At 73.3% G+C, this 15736-nt stretch carries 18 protein-coding genes; 6 read left to right on the top strand and 12 right to left on the bottom strand.

The window, feature by feature from the left end:
* Window positions 1–14: 14 nt before the first annotated feature.
* Window positions 15–1178 (top strand): hypothetical protein, encoded by a 1164-nt coding sequence (locus tag VFG42_RS12815; RefSeq protein ID WP_324908981.1) that lies wholly within the window; start codon window positions 15–17, stop codon window positions 1176–1178.
* A 2-nt stretch (window positions 1179–1180) separates the two neighbouring features.
* Window positions 1181–1861 carry an SCO family protein gene (locus tag VFG42_RS12810; protein WP_324908979.1) on the top strand — a complete coding sequence of 227 codons (681 nt, stop codon included), beginning with the start codon at window positions 1181–1183 and terminating at the stop codon, window positions 1859–1861.
* A 19-nt stretch (window positions 1862–1880) separates the two neighbouring features.
* Here the strand turns inward: VFG42_RS12810 and VFG42_RS12805 are convergent, their stop codons facing one another.
* The 5 genes from VFG42_RS12805 to VFG42_RS12785 all read right to left on the bottom strand — a co-directional run bounded on the left by VFG42_RS12805 (window position 1881) and on the right by VFG42_RS12785 (window position 5522).
* On the bottom strand, window positions 1881–2111 hold the full coding sequence (locus tag VFG42_RS12805) for a hypothetical protein (RefSeq protein WP_324908977.1): 231 nt from the start codon (window positions 2109–2111) through the stop codon (window positions 1881–1883).
* 41 nt (window positions 2112–2152) lie between these two features.
* A complete protein-coding gene (locus tag VFG42_RS12800; protein ID WP_324908975.1) occupies window positions 2153–2332 on the bottom strand; it encodes a hypothetical protein in 180 nt (59 codons plus the stop codon).
* Window positions 2329–3756, bottom strand: a complete 1428-nt coding sequence (locus tag VFG42_RS12795; protein ID WP_324908973.1) for a fenitrothion hydrolase — start codon at window positions 3754–3756, stop codon at window positions 2329–2331. Before VFG42_RS12795 ends, VFG42_RS12800 begins: the two co-directional genes overlap by 4 nt.
* Window positions 3757–3860: 104 nt before the next feature.
* Window positions 3861–4616 carry a hypothetical protein gene (locus VFG42_RS12790; RefSeq protein ID WP_324908971.1) on the bottom strand — a complete coding sequence of 252 codons (756 nt, stop codon included), beginning with the start codon at window positions 4614–4616 and terminating at the stop codon, window positions 3861–3863.
* 210 nt (window positions 4617–4826) lie between these two features.
* Window positions 4827–5522, bottom strand: a complete 696-nt coding sequence (locus VFG42_RS12785; protein WP_324908969.1) for a hypothetical protein — start codon at window positions 5520–5522, stop codon at window positions 4827–4829.
* A 171-nt stretch (window positions 5523–5693) separates the two neighbouring features.
* Between VFG42_RS12785 and VFG42_RS12780 the strand changes: the two genes are divergently transcribed.
* Window positions 5694–6455, top strand: coding sequence for a redoxin domain-containing protein (locus VFG42_RS12780; RefSeq protein WP_324908967.1), 762 nt, complete (start codon window positions 5694–5696; stop codon window positions 6453–6455).
* Here the strand turns inward: VFG42_RS12780 and VFG42_RS12775 are convergent.
* Together VFG42_RS12775 and VFG42_RS12770 are read right to left on the bottom strand one after the other, a co-directional pair.
* The gene (locus tag VFG42_RS12775; protein ID WP_324908965.1) at window positions 6430–7512 is read right to left on the bottom strand and encodes a hypothetical protein; all 1083 of its coding nucleotides are present in this window, start codon (window positions 7510–7512) and stop codon (window positions 6430–6432) included. The genes VFG42_RS12780 and VFG42_RS12775 overlap by 26 nt on opposite strands.
* A 34-nt stretch (window positions 7513–7546) precedes the next feature.
* Window positions 7547–8167 (bottom strand): ATP-dependent Clp protease proteolytic subunit, encoded by a 621-nt coding sequence (locus VFG42_RS12770; protein WP_324908963.1) that lies wholly within the window; start codon window positions 8165–8167, stop codon window positions 7547–7549.
* Window positions 8168–8233: 66 nt separating this feature from the next.
* Between VFG42_RS12770 and VFG42_RS12765 the strand changes: the two genes are divergently transcribed.
* The gene (locus tag VFG42_RS12765; protein ID WP_324908961.1) at window positions 8234–8674 is read left to right on the top strand and encodes an SRPBCC domain-containing protein; all 441 of its coding nucleotides are present in this window, start codon (window positions 8234–8236) and stop codon (window positions 8672–8674) included.
* The gene (locus VFG42_RS12760; protein WP_324908959.1) at window positions 8674–8985 is read left to right on the top strand and encodes a metalloregulator ArsR/SmtB family transcription factor; all 312 of its coding nucleotides are present in this window, start codon (window positions 8674–8676) and stop codon (window positions 8983–8985) included. The genes VFG42_RS12765 and VFG42_RS12760 overlap by 1 nt, the downstream gene beginning before the upstream one ends.
* Before the next feature lie 22 nt (window positions 8986–9007).
* Here VFG42_RS12760 and VFG42_RS12755 read toward each other — a convergent pair whose 3' ends face one another.
* The 4 genes from VFG42_RS12755 to VFG42_RS12740 all read right to left on the bottom strand — a co-directional run bounded on the left by VFG42_RS12755 (window position 9008) and on the right by VFG42_RS12740 (window position 12426).
* Entirely contained in the window at window positions 9008–9319 is a 312-nt protein-coding gene (locus tag VFG42_RS12755) for a hypothetical protein (protein WP_324908957.1), read from the bottom strand.
* A 261-nt stretch (window positions 9320–9580) separates the two neighbouring features.
* The gene (locus VFG42_RS12750; protein ID WP_324908955.1) at window positions 9581–10285 is read right to left on the bottom strand and encodes a GGDEF domain-containing protein; all 705 of its coding nucleotides are present in this window, start codon (window positions 10283–10285) and stop codon (window positions 9581–9583) included.
* Window positions 10286–10351: 66 nt separating this feature from the next.
* Window positions 10352–11317, bottom strand: a complete 966-nt coding sequence (locus VFG42_RS12745; protein WP_324908953.1) for a 4-hydroxy-3-methylbut-2-enyl diphosphate reductase — start codon at window positions 11315–11317, stop codon at window positions 10352–10354.
* A 35-nt stretch (window positions 11318–11352) separates the two neighbouring features.
* Window positions 11353–12426, bottom strand: a complete 1074-nt coding sequence (locus VFG42_RS12740) for a M28 family metallopeptidase (protein WP_324908951.1) — start codon at window positions 12424–12426, stop codon at window positions 11353–11355.
* A gap of 115 nt (window positions 12427–12541) precedes the next feature.
* Between VFG42_RS12740 and VFG42_RS12735 the strand changes: the two genes are divergently transcribed.
* Window positions 12542–14005: a wax ester/triacylglycerol synthase family O-acyltransferase gene (locus tag VFG42_RS12735; protein WP_324908949.1), complete on the top strand. Its 1464-nt coding sequence runs from the start codon at window positions 12542–12544 to the stop codon at window positions 14003–14005.
* Here VFG42_RS12735 and VFG42_RS12730 read toward each other — a convergent pair.
* Window positions 14002–15726, bottom strand: coding sequence for a S8 family peptidase (locus VFG42_RS12730; protein WP_324908948.1), 1725 nt, complete (start codon window positions 15724–15726; stop codon window positions 14002–14004). The two genes, VFG42_RS12735 and VFG42_RS12730, sit on opposite strands and share 4 nt — an antisense overlap.
* Window positions 15727–15736: the final 10 nt, after the last annotated feature.

Here is a 15736-nt window from a genome sequence, read left to right as displayed (position 1 = left end):
CATCCTTGGGGGTGGTGAGCGAGCAGCAGGAGCATCCCGAGGGCGCCGTCGCGGCAGAGTCCGCGCCGGAGCCGCAGCAGGAGCAGACCCCGACGGAGGCGCCCGCCGCCACGTCGGAGGACGCCCCCACGCCGACGGGCGAGGCGCCCGCCGAGGAGACGCCGGTCGGCGCCACCAACGGCGCCGCCGCGCCGGCCGAGGCCGATCCCGCGGGCGCGCAGCCGCCCGCGCAGGACGCGCCCGCCCCCTCCGAGGAGGCCGCGCAGGCCGAGGCGCCGGCGCAGGCCGAGGGCGAGGCGCCCGCCGCGTCCGAGGGCGAGGGCGCGCCCGCGTCCGACGAGCCCGTCGGCCCCAAGATCGTCGGCCGTGCCGAGGAGAAGAAGCTTCCGGTCGTCAAGAAGCGCCTGCAGGAGAAGCCCAAGCGCGAGCCGCTGCCGTGGCCCGAGCTGCGCGCGGCCGTCGCGGCGACCAAGGACGACCTCGACGTCAACCAGCTCAAGGAGCTGTTCCGCGGCTTCCCGGAGAAGCTGCGCGACGAGGTCACCGAGAACGTCCGCGGGTTCAAGAAGGGCGCCCGCCGCCCGGTCTCCCAGCACGCCGCCAAGCAGCTGGCCCGCGCGTCGCACACCGCGCGCCGGATGAAGAAGAACGCGCACCCGTCCGGCGAGGTCGCCCAGGCGCTCGGCCAGGCGATGGCCGCCGAGCTGATCGCGTCGCTGGAGCCCGAGAAGGCCGCGCAGATCATCCTGCCCAAGCGCGACCTCCTGGAGCGCGAGTCCCGCCAGGCCCAGCGCCGCGCCCGCGACGAGGAGGACAAGCGCCGCGACGAGCAGCGCCGCAAGCGTCGCGAGGACGCGAAGTCGTCCCGTCAGCAGACCTCGTTCGGCGGCGGCTTCGGCGGCGCGAAGATCCAGGGCCTGGACGAGATCGCCGCCCTCTTCGCCGGGCAGGACCCGGAGCCCGCCGAGGCGGAGACCGCGACGGCGCCGCAGGCCGCCGAGGCCCCGCAGGCCGAGGCTCCGCAGGCCGCCGAGGCGCCGGAGGCCACGACGCCCGCGGCCGAGCCCGAGGCGCCGGTGACGCCCGCCACGACGGCGCAGCCCGAAGAGGCCGAGGCTCCGGCTCCGGCCGAGGGCGACGCCAACGCCGAGCCGACGACGGGCGACGACGCCGCCTGAGCGTGCCCGCCGTCGAGGCCAGCACCGCACCGGCCGGCTCGCCGGGGCTCTCGCCCCGCGTCCGGCTCACGCTGATGCTGGTCGCGACGCTCGTGCTGCTCGCCGCGCTGGCCGTCGTCCTCTTCGCCGGCGGCTCGAAGTCCGCGGGCCCCGGCTTCGAGGGCGCCCTGCGTCCCCCGGGCATCCCGCCGATCAAGTTCTCGCTCAAGGACCAGAACGGCAAGGTCGCCACGCTCGACCAGTACCGCGGCGAGCCGGTGATCCTCACGTTCATGTACTCGACGTGCCGGGACACCTGCCCGCTCACGGCCCAGCAGATCCGCGGCGCGCTGGACCAGCTCGGCCAGGACGTCCCGACGCTGGCGATCTCGGTCGACCCGGCCAACGACACGCCGCTGAACGCCAAGCGCTTCGTCAACCAGCAGAGCCTCACCGGCCGCATGCGCTTCCTGCTCGGCGACCGCGCCCAGCTGGCGCCGATCTGGAAGGCCTACGGCGTCCAGCCCCAGGGCAAGGCCTTCGACCACTCCGCCTACGTCGTGCTCGTCGACGCCAAGGGCGTCCAGCGCGTCGGCTGGCCCACCGAGAAGCTGCGGCCCGAGGGCCTCGCGCACGACCTGCGCATCCTCGAGGCCGAGAAGGCGGCGACGCGGACGCCGCCGGCGGCCGGGTCGCCGTCGTAGCGCGGCGCGGCGCGGCGGCCTATCCGCCGACCAGCGCGTCCAGCGCCGCGTCGGCGCGGTCGGCCGCGGCGCGATACGTCAGGTACGCGTCGCGCGACCGCAGCTCGCACCACCCCGCGTAGGCGTGGTCGGCCTCGTCCTGCGCGGCCCGCCAGATCTCCTTGAGCACGTTGCCGTGGCGCCCGCGGCGGCCGACGATCACCTCGCGCGTGTCGTCGAGCCCTCGAAGCAGGTTGTGGAGCTGCCTCACCGTCATCCCGGTCGCGTCCTACCCGCCGGGCCGGGCGCGGCTCACGTCGATGCGCGATGCGTGTCACCGTCGGGCTCGGGCCCGTCCTCGTCCTCGCCCAGGCGCCGGTCCTTCCAGGACTGGAAGACCAGCGCGCCGACGACGATCAGCACCGGCGCCAGGTAGAGCAGCCCGGCCAGCCAGTGCCCGGCGTGGGCGACGATGAGCGCGGAGGCGATCACTGCTGCGCCGCCGCCGACAGGAGCCAGAGGCCCAGGCTCGTGAACGCGACCATGACCGCAAGCATCCAGTACTGGGACCGGGTCGCGTCGCGCGCCCGCTCGAACAGCGCCAGCGCGCGGTCGTGCGCGAGCGCCAGGCCCGCGACGTGCCCGAGCACCAGCGCGCCGACCTGGACGTACCAGATGCCGGTCGCGCTGATCCAGGTGTAGTTGATCGTCACGTCCGACCAGCCGAAGTAGTCCTTGCCGTTGCCCAGCGGATCCGAGAGCAGCGGCAGGATCGACTGCCCGTTGTAGGCGACCAGCGAGAAGTAGTGCGCCAGCACGTAGGCGAAGGCGATCGGGATCAGCGTGTGGACGAACGCGCCGCTCAGCGCGCGCGTGCTCAGCCGCCGCCCGACCGTGTGCATGCCCATGACGCCGAGCCGGTACAGCAGCCCGATGAAGCAGCACATCACCACGATGCCGACGGTCCCCGCCCACTCCAGCGCGTGCTCGGCGTTGAAGCCGAGGCTGCCGAAGAAGTCCTGCAGGTGCGGCACGATCGAGCTCCACGTCTTGCCCTGCGAGAAGCCGTCGAACGACGTCGTCCCGATCATGATGCACAACAGCGCGACGGTCCCGGGGACCGGCGTCAGCCGCGGCGCGCCGCCCAGCAGCGGCCGCGTGAACAGCGCGCGATCGCGCCAGTGCAGCGGCGAGATCCGCGCGAACAGGCCGAAGTAGACGCCGAACGCGTCGCCGCGCGTCGACCACTGCGCCACGCCGTAGAGGCTCATGCCGATCAGCTGGACCGCCGTGTAGGCCAGCGCCATCGTCGCCAGCTGCGACGGGTCGTCGCGGTCGGCGTAGACCAGCTCGACCCAGGCGAAGATCAGGATCCCGATCGCCGCCGGCCAGCGCCCCAGCCACGTCGGGTAGGCCAGCGGCTCGGCGCCGTCGGCGCCCGCCGCGCCGGTGCGCTTGACCAGCCAGCCGGTCGCCTTGCCGATCGCCAGCCACGGGTTGACCGCCCGGAAGACGTCGCCGAACACGACGCCGGCGAACGGGACGACGACCCAGAAGAAGACGAAGATGACCGTCGGCAGGAGGTTGGCCGTCGCCGCCTGCGTGCCCGCGAAGCCGGCGTAGATGCAGTACGCGAAGAACGCGACGCCGACCGTGCCGGAGAGCACCTCCAGGACGCGCGGCACGTCCAGCCGCCGGCGCTCGGCGACCTCCTGCAGCCGCGGCGTCGCCCACAGGACGGCCAGGCCGACGAACGACGCGACGAGCACCACCGCCGCCGCCCACGCGAACAGCCAGCGCGGGATCGGGAGGTCCTGCTTGCCGACCAGCCCGTGCGCGGACGCGGTCGCCGGGGCGGAGAGCGCCAGCCCGACGGCGCAGAGCGCGGACAGCGCCCGCCGGCGCTTGGGGGTCACGACGGGTCGACCTCGGCGAGATGCGCGGCGCGGGCGCGTACAAGCATGCCCGACAACCTACGAGACAACGGCCCGGCCCGTCGCGGACGGGCCGGATCGTCAGATCAGCACTTGCCGAGATTCGCCTGGGCCGGGAACGCCGCCCCCGTCTCGTCGGTGAAGGTCACGGTCATGTCGCGCTGCCCGTCCTTGCAGCCCGTCGACTCGATGTACCCGACCTTCTTGCCCTTGACCGTCTTGACGATCTTGCTCAGCGACACCTCGGCGTGGGTGACCGTGATGTCGAGGCCGACCTGATGGCGCAGCAGCTCGGGCACCGTGAACTTCAGCCCGGCGTACTCGCCCTTGGTCACGTACTGCATGTCGATGGCCTGCGAGAGCGCCACCGGGCACTCCCCGAGCTTGGAGCTCACGAACAGCATCGCGTGGCCCTTGCCCGACGCGTAGAGCGCCAGCGACGCCTGGCAGGGCGACGCGGTCGAGGTCGGCTGGCCGGCCGACCCGATCAGCGCGGTCAGCTTGCCCGCGCCGATCTTGGACCCCGACGGGCAGGCCGACGGGTTGGGCGTCGTCATCGCGTTGAGCTTGTCGGCCTTGCACGCCGGCAGCAGGCCGGTGTTCAGGCGCCCGCCCTCGTACATGATGGCGTAGGTCTGGACGGGCGGGGTCTGGTTGCCGGAGGGGTCCGACACGTCGAACCGGAACGACAGGCCGCCCGGCTTGGGCTTGGCCTTGGTGCCGCCCGTCACGGTCACCGAGCCGCCGACCTTGAACTCCGTCGTGGTGGTCTGGGCCACGGCGACGGCCGACGCCGCGACGGCGATGGTGGCCGCCGCGGCGACGACGCGGGTGATGCGCACGCTTCCTTCTCCTCCTGCAGGGAACTTCGGGACGCGCGTACCTTCCCCGCCACCGACGACCGTGTCCTTAGGAGATGCGTTTAGTCCTTTCGGCGTAGTCCTCGCGGTCGCGGCAAGGCAAGGACCCGCCGTGCCCCGGAACGACGAGGGGCGGGCCGTGTGGCCCGCCCCTCGCGCGGAAACTGCGGTGATGGTCGTCCTAGGGGACGATCAGCACTTGCCGGCCGAGGCGCTCTGCTTGGCCGTCTGGCCGCTCTCGGACGTGAACGTGACCTCGACGTTGCGCTTCCCCTTGCAGCCCGTCGAGACGAAGAGGCCCTTCGTGCCCTTGCCGAGCTTCTTGATCTTCGACGTGACCTTGGTCACCGAGATGTCGAGGCCGACCTGGTGCAGGAGCGCGTCCGGCACCGTGAAGGTCAGGTTGCCGCCCTTGCTGTCCGTCGTCAGCTTGGCGTCGATCGCCTGGTCGACGTTGGTGATGCAGGTCGGCGTCCGGCCCTTGAGGAACAGCGTGAGGCTGTTCTTGGTGCCCGCGTAGATCGTCAGGTCCAGGTGGCACTTGATCGTCTGATCCGTGACCGGCTGGCCCGCGGTGCCCACCAGCGCCTCGACCGAGCCGCTGCCGACCTTGGAGGCCGAGGGGCAGCTCGACGGGTCCGGCGTGGTCATGGCGTTCAGCTTCGAGGCCGGGCACTTCTTCGCCACGAAGTTCGCGTCGCCCTTGACGCCATCGAGATGGATCTTGTAGGTCTTGACCGGGGAGGCGAGCGTGCCCTCCTCGGTGCCGACCGTGTAGCCGAAGTCCACGCCCACGGGCTTGGGCTTCTTCTTGGAGCCGCCGCTGGCGATCTTGCCAGAGACGGTGTAGGTGTTCGTCTGCGCCAGGGCGACGGCAGCGAAGCACAAAAGCGCGGCAGCGGCAGCCACCACGATTGAGACCTTGCGCAAAGCTTCTCCTCCGGAGATTCGCGGGACGGGTGCGCAGCTTATCCAGAACATCAGCAGCACAAGAGTTGCGGTGGATGTGTGAAGTCTCTCCGCGCTGGGCGTTGCCGCACTGCTACCGTCGCCCGCCTCGTGCGCGTCCCGACCGACACCATCGCCGCCCCGATGTTCCCCGCGAGCCTGAAGTGGCTCAACGTCGCGACGCTGCGCATGGACCAGCAGAAGGGACGCCCGGTCCTCCTGGAGTTCTGGGACTTCTGCCGCCCGGCGTCGCTACGCACGCTGCCCTACCTGCAGGCCTGGCACGAGCGCTACGCCGAGGCCGGGCTGCGCGTCATCTCGGTGCACGCGCCGGGGTTCGCGCCGGGCAAGGACCCCGAGGTCGTCGCCGCGGCCGTCCAGCGCCTGGGGATCGAGCATCCCGTGCTGCTGGACACCGACCTGCAGCTGTGGCAGATCTACGACAACGAGGGCTGGCCGGCGCGGTACCTGTTCAACCAGGACCTGCGGCTCTTCGAGGTGCACTTCGGCGAGGGCGGCTACCACGAGACCGAGGCGGCGATCCAGGAGCTGCTCGGGATCGAGGGCCAGGACCCGGTGGCCTACCGGCATCCCGAGGACGATCCGGAGGCGCTGGTCGTCGTGCCGTCCCAGGACGTCGCGGGCGCCTACGAGGGCCCCTACGAGGCCGGCGCGGTGTGGGCGGTCCTGGAGCTGACCGGCGAGGGCTCGGCGACCGTCACGGTCAACGGCGACGAGCGCGCGGTGGAGTACACCGGCGCCCATCGGCTGATCGACCACCCCCGCCACGAGGCGGGCGTGCTGGAGCTGACGGTGGGCGACGGCGTGATCTGCCACGCCACGTGCTTCACGCCGGGTCTGGCACCGTCGTGAGCAGCCGCAGCAGCTCGGGCGGGCCGTCGTCGCCGACGGCGATCGCCGTGCCCGGGAAGTAGGGGCTGGCGGCGCCCGCCGCGCCGGTGAACGCGGGCTCGTGGACCCACGAGCCGCTGTTGTGCAGCTGCTGCGCTCCGTCCGGCGTGCGCCACTCGTCGAGCTCGTCGCCGGGCAGCGGTCCGGGACGGTGGCTGTGGCCGAAGATCACGTGCTCGGCGGCGATGTCGAGGCGGCCGATGACCTCGGTCATGGCCTCCAGCGCGTTGCGACGCAGCGCCGCCGCCGAGAGGTCGGCGGAGACCGGGCCGACGCCGAGCAGGTTGACGCCGCGGATCCCGAGCGGGAAGGCGGCGGTCAGCAGGCGGCGGCGGACCGGGCGGTGGCCGTCGCCCTGCAGCAGCTCGTAGGCCTTGCCGGCGCGCCCGGCGCCGGCGCCGAGGCCGTCGGACGTGGCGCGCTGGGCCGCGGAGTTGATCCAGGCGTAGAGCGGTGCCAGGACGCGCTCGTAGTCCTCGGTGGTGGCGTCGTCGGGGACCGAGCCCGCGATCCGCGACATCACGCCGGCGGCCAGCCGCTCGAACGTGGGCACGGTGCCGTGCGGATCGAGGTAGTGACCATGGGTCGCGTAGACGTCGTCGCGCAGGTGGACGCCCGGATAGGCGACCTCGGCTCCGACGTGATCGCCCAGCCACGTGGCGACCTGGCGCGCCAACGCCGACGCGGTCTGCGGCTTGACGCGCGTCTCGAGGCCCAGCGGCCGCCCCGCGCGGGAGTCCAGCCACGGCGCGGCGAGCGCGTGGTCGTGGTTGCCGGGGACGATCAGCACCTCGGCGCCGGCGGGCAGCGCGGCGCCGATCGCCTCCAGCGCGGGCCGCGCCTTGGCCAGGGACTCCTTGGCCGGCCCGTGGCGCAGCTCCAGCGTGTCGCCGAGCAGCACGAGCCGGCCGGTGTTGGCCAGCTCGGCCAGCAGCGGCTCCCGCGCCTCGGGGTGGCGCAGGACGTCGACGCCCGTGCGGCCGCCGAGGTGCAGATCGGAGACGACGAGCGTGCGCATCGGGCTCGCACGCTAGCCGTCTCGCGGCGTCCGCCTACGCCAGCCCGGCCGCCTTGCGCGCCAGCGCCTGCTCGTGGCGGTTGGTGATCACGCGGTCGATCAGGCCGTAGCCGACCGCGTCGGGCGCGGTGAAGTACCGGTCGCGCTCGATGTCGGCCTTGATCCGCGCCTGGTCCTGGCCGGTGTGGTGGGCGTAGATCTCCTCGTAGCGCGTGCGCAGGGCGATCGCCTCGCGCGCGTGGATCTCCATGTCGGTCGACTGGCCCTGGTAGGAGCCGTGCGGCTGGTGGATGAGGATCCGCGCGTTGGGGAGCGCGAAGCGCTTGCCCGCCGCCCCGCCCGCGAGGACGAGCGAGCCGCCGGACATCGCGATGCCGCAGCAGATCGTGGCGACGTCGCAGGCGACGAACTGCATCGCGTCGTACATCGCCAGCGCCGCGTAGGCGTCGCCGCCCGGGGAGTTGACGTACAGGTTGATGTCCTTGTCGGGGTCGTCGGCCTCCAGATGGAGGAGCTGGGCGACGACGAGGTTGGCGATCTCCGCGTCGATCACGCTGCCGAGGAAGACGACGCGGTCGTTGAGGAGGCGGGAGTAGATGTCGAACGAGCGCTCGCCGCGGGGCGACTGCTCGACGACCATGGGGACGAGGGGCATTTCCGAGAGGCTCCTTTCTCGCAACCGTTTGGTTGCGCGTTGGCGAGCACGCTAGCATGCGCAACCATGGAGTTGCACGAAGAGATCGGCGCCGTCCGGCGCGAGACCGTGCTGGACGCCCCGCGCGACGAGGTCTGGGCGCGGATCGCGTCGCCCGAGGGCCTGGCGTCCTGGCTGGCCGACGAGGTCGCGCTGGACGACGTGGCGCCCGGCGCGTCCGGAACCGTCGTCGAGGACGGCGTGGAGCGCCGCGTGGAGATCGAGGAGGTCGAGGACGGCCGCCGCGTCGCGCTGTCCTGGTGCGCCGACGATGGCGAGCCGTCGCTGGTCGAGCTGACGCTGGACGACGTGGAGGACGACGCCGACGCCGACGCCGCCGCCGGGCCGCGCACCCGCATGGTCGTGGTCGAGCTGCCGCTGGTGACGCTGCGGGTCGCGTCGCTGGCGACGCTGCGCGCCGCCTCCTCCGCCGCGCGCGGGCCGCGGATGGCCGCGCTGGCCGCCTGATGCCGCAGACCGACCCCGGACCCGTCTTCGCCGCCCTCGCCGACCCCACGCGCCGGCAGGTCATCGAGCTGCTCTCCCGCCACCCGGGCATGACCGCGTCCTCGCTGGCCGGCGAGCTGCCGGTGTCGCGGCAGGCCATCGCCAAGCACCTCGCGCAGCTCCGCGACGCGGGGCTGGCCAGCGCCGAGGTCTCGGGGCGCGAGACGCGCTACCGGCTGACGCCCGAGCCGATGGCGGGCGCCATGGCCTGGATGGCCGAGGCGGGCGCGCAGTGGGACGCGCGGCTGGAGCGGCTGCGGCGGCAGTTGTAGGGGTTGGGGGTTGGTGGCGCCCCTACCCCTTCCGCGCCACCCAGATCTCCTCCACCAGCCACTTCCGCGACCAGCCCCGCGTCGCGAAGTGCCGGAACTCGTCCGGATCCTCGTCGCCCTCCGGCGCGTAGACCTCGCGGAGCCCCACGTCCGCGAACCCCAGCTCGGCCAAGAGCGACAACATCTCCCCGTGCGGCAGGTGGAACTCGACGGACGGGTCGTCCTCCCACTCCAGCCGGCGGATCGCGGCCATCGGCCGCACCAGCGCCTCGGTCGGCGGCGCCAGGACGGGTGGCGCGGTCAGCGCCGCCATCACGCTGCCGGTCAGGAACACCAGCCACCCGCCGGACCGCAGCAGGCGCGCCGCCTCGCCGTGCCAGCCAGGCCGACCAGTATGCGGTCCCGCAGCCCAGCTCGACGACGTCGAGCCCGTCGACGCCGTCCAGCCCCATCGGCAGCGCGCGCAGCGAGGCCTCCGGCACGTGCCAGATCCCCCAGTGCGGCTGCGCGTCGAGAGCCCAGTTGCGCTCCGCCGCCGCGACCCAGCGCGGAGCGTCGCCGTTCCACCACGCGCGGTTGCGCGTCTCGTGCTCGCTCAGGCCTGCGAGGGCGTCGCCGTCCATGCGGCGACCGTATCGTCGCCGGACGACGCGGGGACCGACGCCGCCCTGCGCCGCTCCTTGGTGATCCGCAGCTCCAGGTCGGCCTTCTCCAGCAGGTCGTCCGGAGTCGCGCCGTCCTGCGGGTACATCGCGACGCCGATCGACGCGCGCACCGGCGCCTGGTCGGCGGCCGAGATCGTCGCCAGCGCATCCTCGATCCGGGCGGCCAGCATCGCGGCGCCCTCCTCGGTGGAGCCCGGCATCAGCACGGAGAACTCGTCGCCGCCCTGGCGGGCCACGACGTCGGTGCCGCGCACGTTCTCGGTGAGCACGCGCCCGACCTCCTGCAGCAGGCGGTCGCCCTCCAGATGCCCGTGGGCCTCGTTGATCTCCTTGAAGCGGTCGACGTCGAGCGTCAGCAGCGCGAAGCGCTCGGGGTCGTGCGCGGTCGCCGCGTGCAGCCGCTCGTGCAGCTTGCGGTAGTTGCCGACGCCGGTCAGCGGGTCGTGCTCGGAGCGGCGGCGCCACTCGGACGCCTCGGCCTCGGCTCGGCGCGCACGCGCGACCGCGACCGTCAGCGCCAAGGCGAGGAACGCGGTGGCGGCGGGCCAGGAGGAGAAGGCCAGCAGGCCGACGAGCCCGGCGACGGCCAGCGCGGCATGCGCGGCCGCGCCCGATGAGGGGATGCGGAGGGACATTCCACACCGAGTTGTCGGCCTCCAGACAGGCCGACTTGAGCGAGAGAGCCCTGCTCGGCGGCGGTTTTACGCGGCGCCGGCGGCGGCCATCGCCTGGCGGATGGCCTTGGGGAGCATGAACCGGACGTCCTCCTGGACGACCTGGAACTCCTCGACCTGCTCGGTCCCGCGCGCCCGGAAGAAGTCGACCAGGCGCTGCACCAGCTCCTCGGGCGCCGACGCGCCGGACGAGATGCCGACGACGCGCTTGTCCTCCAGCCACGCCTCGTCGACCTCGGAGACGTCGTCGATCAGGTGCGCCTCGGTGCCCAGCTCGCGCGTGACCTGCACCAGCCGGTTGGAGTTCGACGAGTTCTTGGAGCCGATCACCAGCAGCAGGTCGCAGTGCGCGGCCATCTGCTTGACCGCGGCCTGGCGGTTGGTCGTGGCGTAGCAGATGTCGTCGGTGCGCGGACCGGTGATCGACGGGAACTTCTCGCGCAGCCGGGCGATGATCGCGCGGGTCTCGTCGACGCTCAGCGTCGTCTGCGAGATGTAGGCGATCTTCTCGGGATCGTCGACCTCCAGCGCGTCGACGTCGGCCTCGGTCTCGACCAGGACGATGTGGTCCGGGGCCTCGCCCATCGTGCCCTCGACCTCCTCGTGGCCGGCGTGGCCGATCAGCACGATCGTGTAGCCCTCGGAGGCGAACTTGACCGCCTCGCGGTGGACCTTGGTCACCAGCGGGCAGGTCGCGTCGATCGTCTGCAGGCCGCGCTGTGCCGCGTCCGCGTGGACGGCCGGGGACACCCCGTGGGCCGAGAACACCGTCGTCGCGCCCTCGGGCACGGAGTCGTTGAGCTCGTCGACGAAGATCGCCCCGCGCTCGCGCAGCTGCTCGACGACGTGCTTGTTGTGCACGATCTCCTTGCGCACGTAGACCGGGGCGCCGTACAGCTCCAGGGCGCGCTCGACGGTCTGCACGGCGCGGTCGACCCCGGCGCAATAGCCGCGGGGGGCGGCGAGCAGCAGCTTCTCGACGGTGTGGGCCATCCGGCCCAAGTGTAGAGACCTCGGATCGGGCGCCTTCAGCCCTGCGTCGGCCAGTCCGCGATCAGCTGCACGATCGTCTCCCCCACCGCGTCCACGGAGTCCTCCGACAGCTTGTCGTAGGTGTCCCGGACGGTGTCCTTGTCCTTGTAGGACCAGTCGATCAGGTCGACGGCCGGGATCCCGGCGCGCAGGAACGGCGTGTGGTCGTCGAAGATCGAGGCCTCGGACGTGTCGGGGAAGATCGCGCGCACGCCGACCTTCTGGCCCGCCGCGCGCACCTGGTCCCACAGCGAGCGCGTCGAGCTGCCCTCGCGCGGCAGGCGCACGCCCGTGTTGCCGATGTAGTCCAGCAGGATCATCGCCCGGACCTCCTCGGCGTGCAGCTGCACGTAGGCCTTGGAGCCGCGCAGCGCGTCGCGGTAGAAGTCGTCGGTGGCGTGCGGCTCCTCCTCGCCGTCGAAGAGCACGAAGCGGATGCCGGGCGCGACCGCGCTGCGCTGGAGCTTCTTGACCGCGTGGGCGACCTCGATGACCGTGCCGACCGCGGCCGCCGCGTCGTTGGCGCCGACGAAGCCCGGCGGGTGGTTCTCGGAGTCGTAGTGGGCGCCGATGACGATCACCGGGCCCGGGCCCGGCAGGTCGCCGACGATGTTGCGCAGGCCGGGCTGTGCGGGGACGTCCTCGAAGTGCCCGTCGGGCAGCATCGGGCGCAGCTTCTCGGCGACCTTGCGCAGCGTCGCGCTGCCCGCGGGCCGCTGCCCGGCGTCGACCTGCATCTTGGCGATCGCCATCGCCGCCTTGGCGTCGAAGCGGCTGGCGTGGGTCTTCGGGACCCGGCCCGCCGGGAACGTCGCCGGCGTCGGGTCGTCGTCGGGGCGGTCGGCGCCGCCGCCGATGAACGGGAAGCCGTGGATCGCCAGCGCGATCAGCCCGCCGAACAGCACGAGCTGGATGACGAGCGCGATCACCAGCACCTTGACCGACAGGCGACCGCCGCCGTCGTCGGGCGGCGGTGGCGGCGCGGCGGACGGGGACGCGCCGGCCTCGGGCTCGGCGTCCGCGGGCTCCTCCGCGGGTGCGTCCTCGGGTTCTTCGGGCTCGTCCGCCATGCCGCCCGGCACGGTACCCGTAGGACCGGGTGGCCGCGTCGCCGAACCGCCTGCATCGACCGTCCTCCCGGAGTAGTCTGCTCGATGCTCGGCGTTCTTCATCGGGGGAGTTCGGATGGCACAGCAGCACCTGGATCGGCTGACCGCGGTCGACGCGAGCTTCCTCGCGCAGGAGGGCCCGTCGTCGCACATGCACATCGGCGGGATCGTCATCTGCGACGGGCCCGCGCCCGGCTACGAGGAGATGCTGGACCACATCCGGACGCGGCTGCACCTCGTGCCGCGCTACCGCCAGCGGCTCGCCCAGCCGCCGCTGGAGACCGGCCGGCCGCTGTGGGTCGACGACCCCACGTTCAACCTCGAGTACCACGTCCGCCAGACCGCGCTGCCCGCGCCCGGGTCCGAGGACCAGCTGATGCGCCTGGTCGCGCGGATCATGTCCCAGCAGCTGGACCGCTCCAAGCCGCTGTGGGAGATGTGGATCGTCGAGGGCCTGCAGGAGGGCGGCTTCGCGCTGATCACCAAGACCCACCACGCGCTGATCGACGGCATCAGCGGCGTCGACCTCGCGACCGTCATGTTCGACCTGGCGCCGGTGCCGCCGGAGATCCCGCACAGCGACGAGCCGTGGCAGCCGCACGCCGAGCCGACCGGCGCCGAGCTGGTCGCGGGCGGCGCGGCCGGGCTCGCGCGCGTGGCGGCGGGCGCGGTCGCGACCGGCGTGACGCTGCTGCGGCGCCCGGCGGCGTCGTGGCGCGCGCTGACCGAGGCCGCCGAGGGGCTGGGCGAGGTCGCGTGGGCGGGGCTGAACCCGGCGGCGGCGACGCCGCTGAACGTCGAGATCGGGCCGCACCGGCGCTACCGCGTCGTTCGCAACCACCTCGCGGACTTCAAGGAGGTCAAGAACGCGTTCGGCGGCACGGTCAACGACGTGGTGTTGACGGTGGTGACCGGCGCGCTGCGCGACTGGCTGCACTCGCGCGGCGTGCGGACCGAGGGCCTGGAGCTGCGCGCGCTCGTCCCGGTCTCGACGCGCACGCGCGAGGAGACCGGCGCGCTGGGCAACCGGATCACGGTGATGCGCGGGCCGCTGCCGGTCTACATCGCGGACCCGATCGCGCGGCTGCGGGCGGTCAAGGCGGCGATGGACGGCCTCAAGGAGTCCAAGCAGGCGGTTGGCGCCGAGGTGCTGACCGGTGTGCAGTCCTTCGCCCCGCCGACGATCCTCGCGCAGGCCTCGCGCCTGAACTTCTCGACCAGGTTGTTCAACCTGATCGTCACCAACGTGCCGGGGCCGCAGTTCCCGCTCTACGTGCGCGGCCGCGAGATGGAGGACGTCTTCCCGATCGCGTTCCTGCCCAAGGGCCACGCGCTGGCGATCGCGATCATGTCCTACAACGGCCAGATGAACTTCGGCCTGTTGGGCGACTACGACGCGCTGCCCGACCTCGACCGCATCGGCGACGGGATCGAGGCGTCGCTGGAGGAGCTGGTCGCGCTGGCGCGACGCCGCACGGGGCCCGCGCGGCCGTCGACCAACGGCGCGTCGCGGCCGGTGGTCGCCGGGCACGACGGCTAGCGTCGCGCCACGCGCACCGAGGCGTCGGGCTTCGCGGGCGGGGCCTCGCGGTTGCCGGCGTGGTCGATGGCGATCGTGTAGAAGCGGTACAGGCGCCCGCGCACCCCGCGCAGGCGATAGCTGTGCGCGCGCGTCGTCTTGATCTTGCGGGCGGCGTGGCCCGGCACTTGGCGCCAGACCTCGAACTTGTCGATGCCCGACGCGACGACGCCCGCGACCGCGTCGTCGGAGCCTTTCCAGCGCAGGAGGATCGAGCGGCCGGTGACCTTCGGGCGCTGCAGCTGCGAGCGCGGCGGATGGGCGTCGATCGAGCGCGCGGCGGCCAGCGCGGCGCCGGCGTCGAGGATCCCCCAGCCGACGTCGGGCGTCCACGCGACGTCCGACGGGCGGCGCGCGGTCTGCTTGAGGATCTTGACGACGTCGGCCGGCGGCAGGTCCGGGTTGAGGTGGCGCATCAGCGCCGCGACGCCCGCGACCTGCGGGGCCGACATCGACGTGCCGGGCAGGTAGGCGTAGCGGTTGTCGCCGCCCAGCGACGTGCGGCAGCGGCACGGCGCGAGCTTGCGGGAGCGGTCGCCGCGCTCCAGCTGCGTGGTCTGGGTCGGGAACGCGCCGAGCAGGCCGTCGTTGCCGCCGGGGCCGTAGGTGCCGTAGGCGGCCATGGAGATCTGGGTGCCGCGCCCGGCGAAGACGGCCCGCGCGTCCTGGGCGTTGACCGCCGTGACCGAGAGGCCGAAGTTCTGGTTGATGTCGCTGCCGGTGTTGGTCGGCTGCAGCACGTTGGCCGGGTCGCCCTGCTCGAGGACCGGCGTGCGCGCGGTGGCGGTGTCGGCGGCTGCCGCGACGAGCACGGCGCCCTTGTTGTTGGCGTAGCGCAACGCCTGCACGATGACGTCGGACGCGGCGAAGCGGCCGTCGGTGCCGAACGACATGTTGATGGCCTCGGCGCCGTTGTCCGCGGCCCAGACCAGCGCGCGGGCGACGCTGCCCTCGGTGAGGTCGGACTTGGCGATCAGCAGGCCGCAGCCGAGGCCGGCGCCGGCGAGGCCGATGCCGTTGTCGGGCTCGGCGCAGGCCAGCGAGGCGACGTGCGTGCCGTGCCCGTTCTCGTCGACGGTCGGCGGGCCGTCGCCGATCGTGTCGTCGAAGTCGGCCGAGGCGACGACCTTGCCCGCGAGGTCCGGGTGCGTGCCGTCGACGCCGGTGTCGATGACCGCCACGCGCGCGCCGTCGCCGCGCGCGATGTCCCACGCGGCGGGCAGGCCCTCGCGGGGCGCCCACCACTCGCCGACGGTGCCGGCCTCGCCGCGCTCGGCGCTCGTGAAGGCCGGGTCGGACGGGACGTAGCGCAGCGCGAAGCGCCGTTCCGCCGTCACGTTCAGCACCCGCGGGTCCGCGCGCAGCCGCCGCGCCAGCTCCGCCGGCGTCTCCCCCGCGCGCGGCTCGACCGCCGCGGTGCGCAGGCGAGGGATCGTCAGCCGGGTGGTCGCCCCGGCGCGCGCGGCGACCGCGCGCGTCGCCCGGGCCGCCGAGGCGTGGGCGGCGCCGGGCGCGGGCGGCTTGAGCGTGACGAGCAGGCGGCCGGTGGCGCCCGGCGACGGGGTCGCCGCGGGCCGCGCGGGCGTCGCCGCGCTCGCCGTGCTCGCGGCGTGCGCCATCGCCGGCAGCGCGACGAGCGCCGCGAGCCCGACCGCCGCCGCGTTGCGCGCCGACCGCCGCATAAGAGCTGAT

The sequence above is a fragment of the Baekduia sp. genome (assembly GCF_035685985.1).
Lineage (GTDB): Bacteria > Actinomycetota > Thermoleophilia > Solirubrobacterales > Solirubrobacteraceae > Baekduia.
Note: the sequence above shows the minus strand (reverse complement) of the source record. Positions and strands in the feature narration are given on the sequence as shown.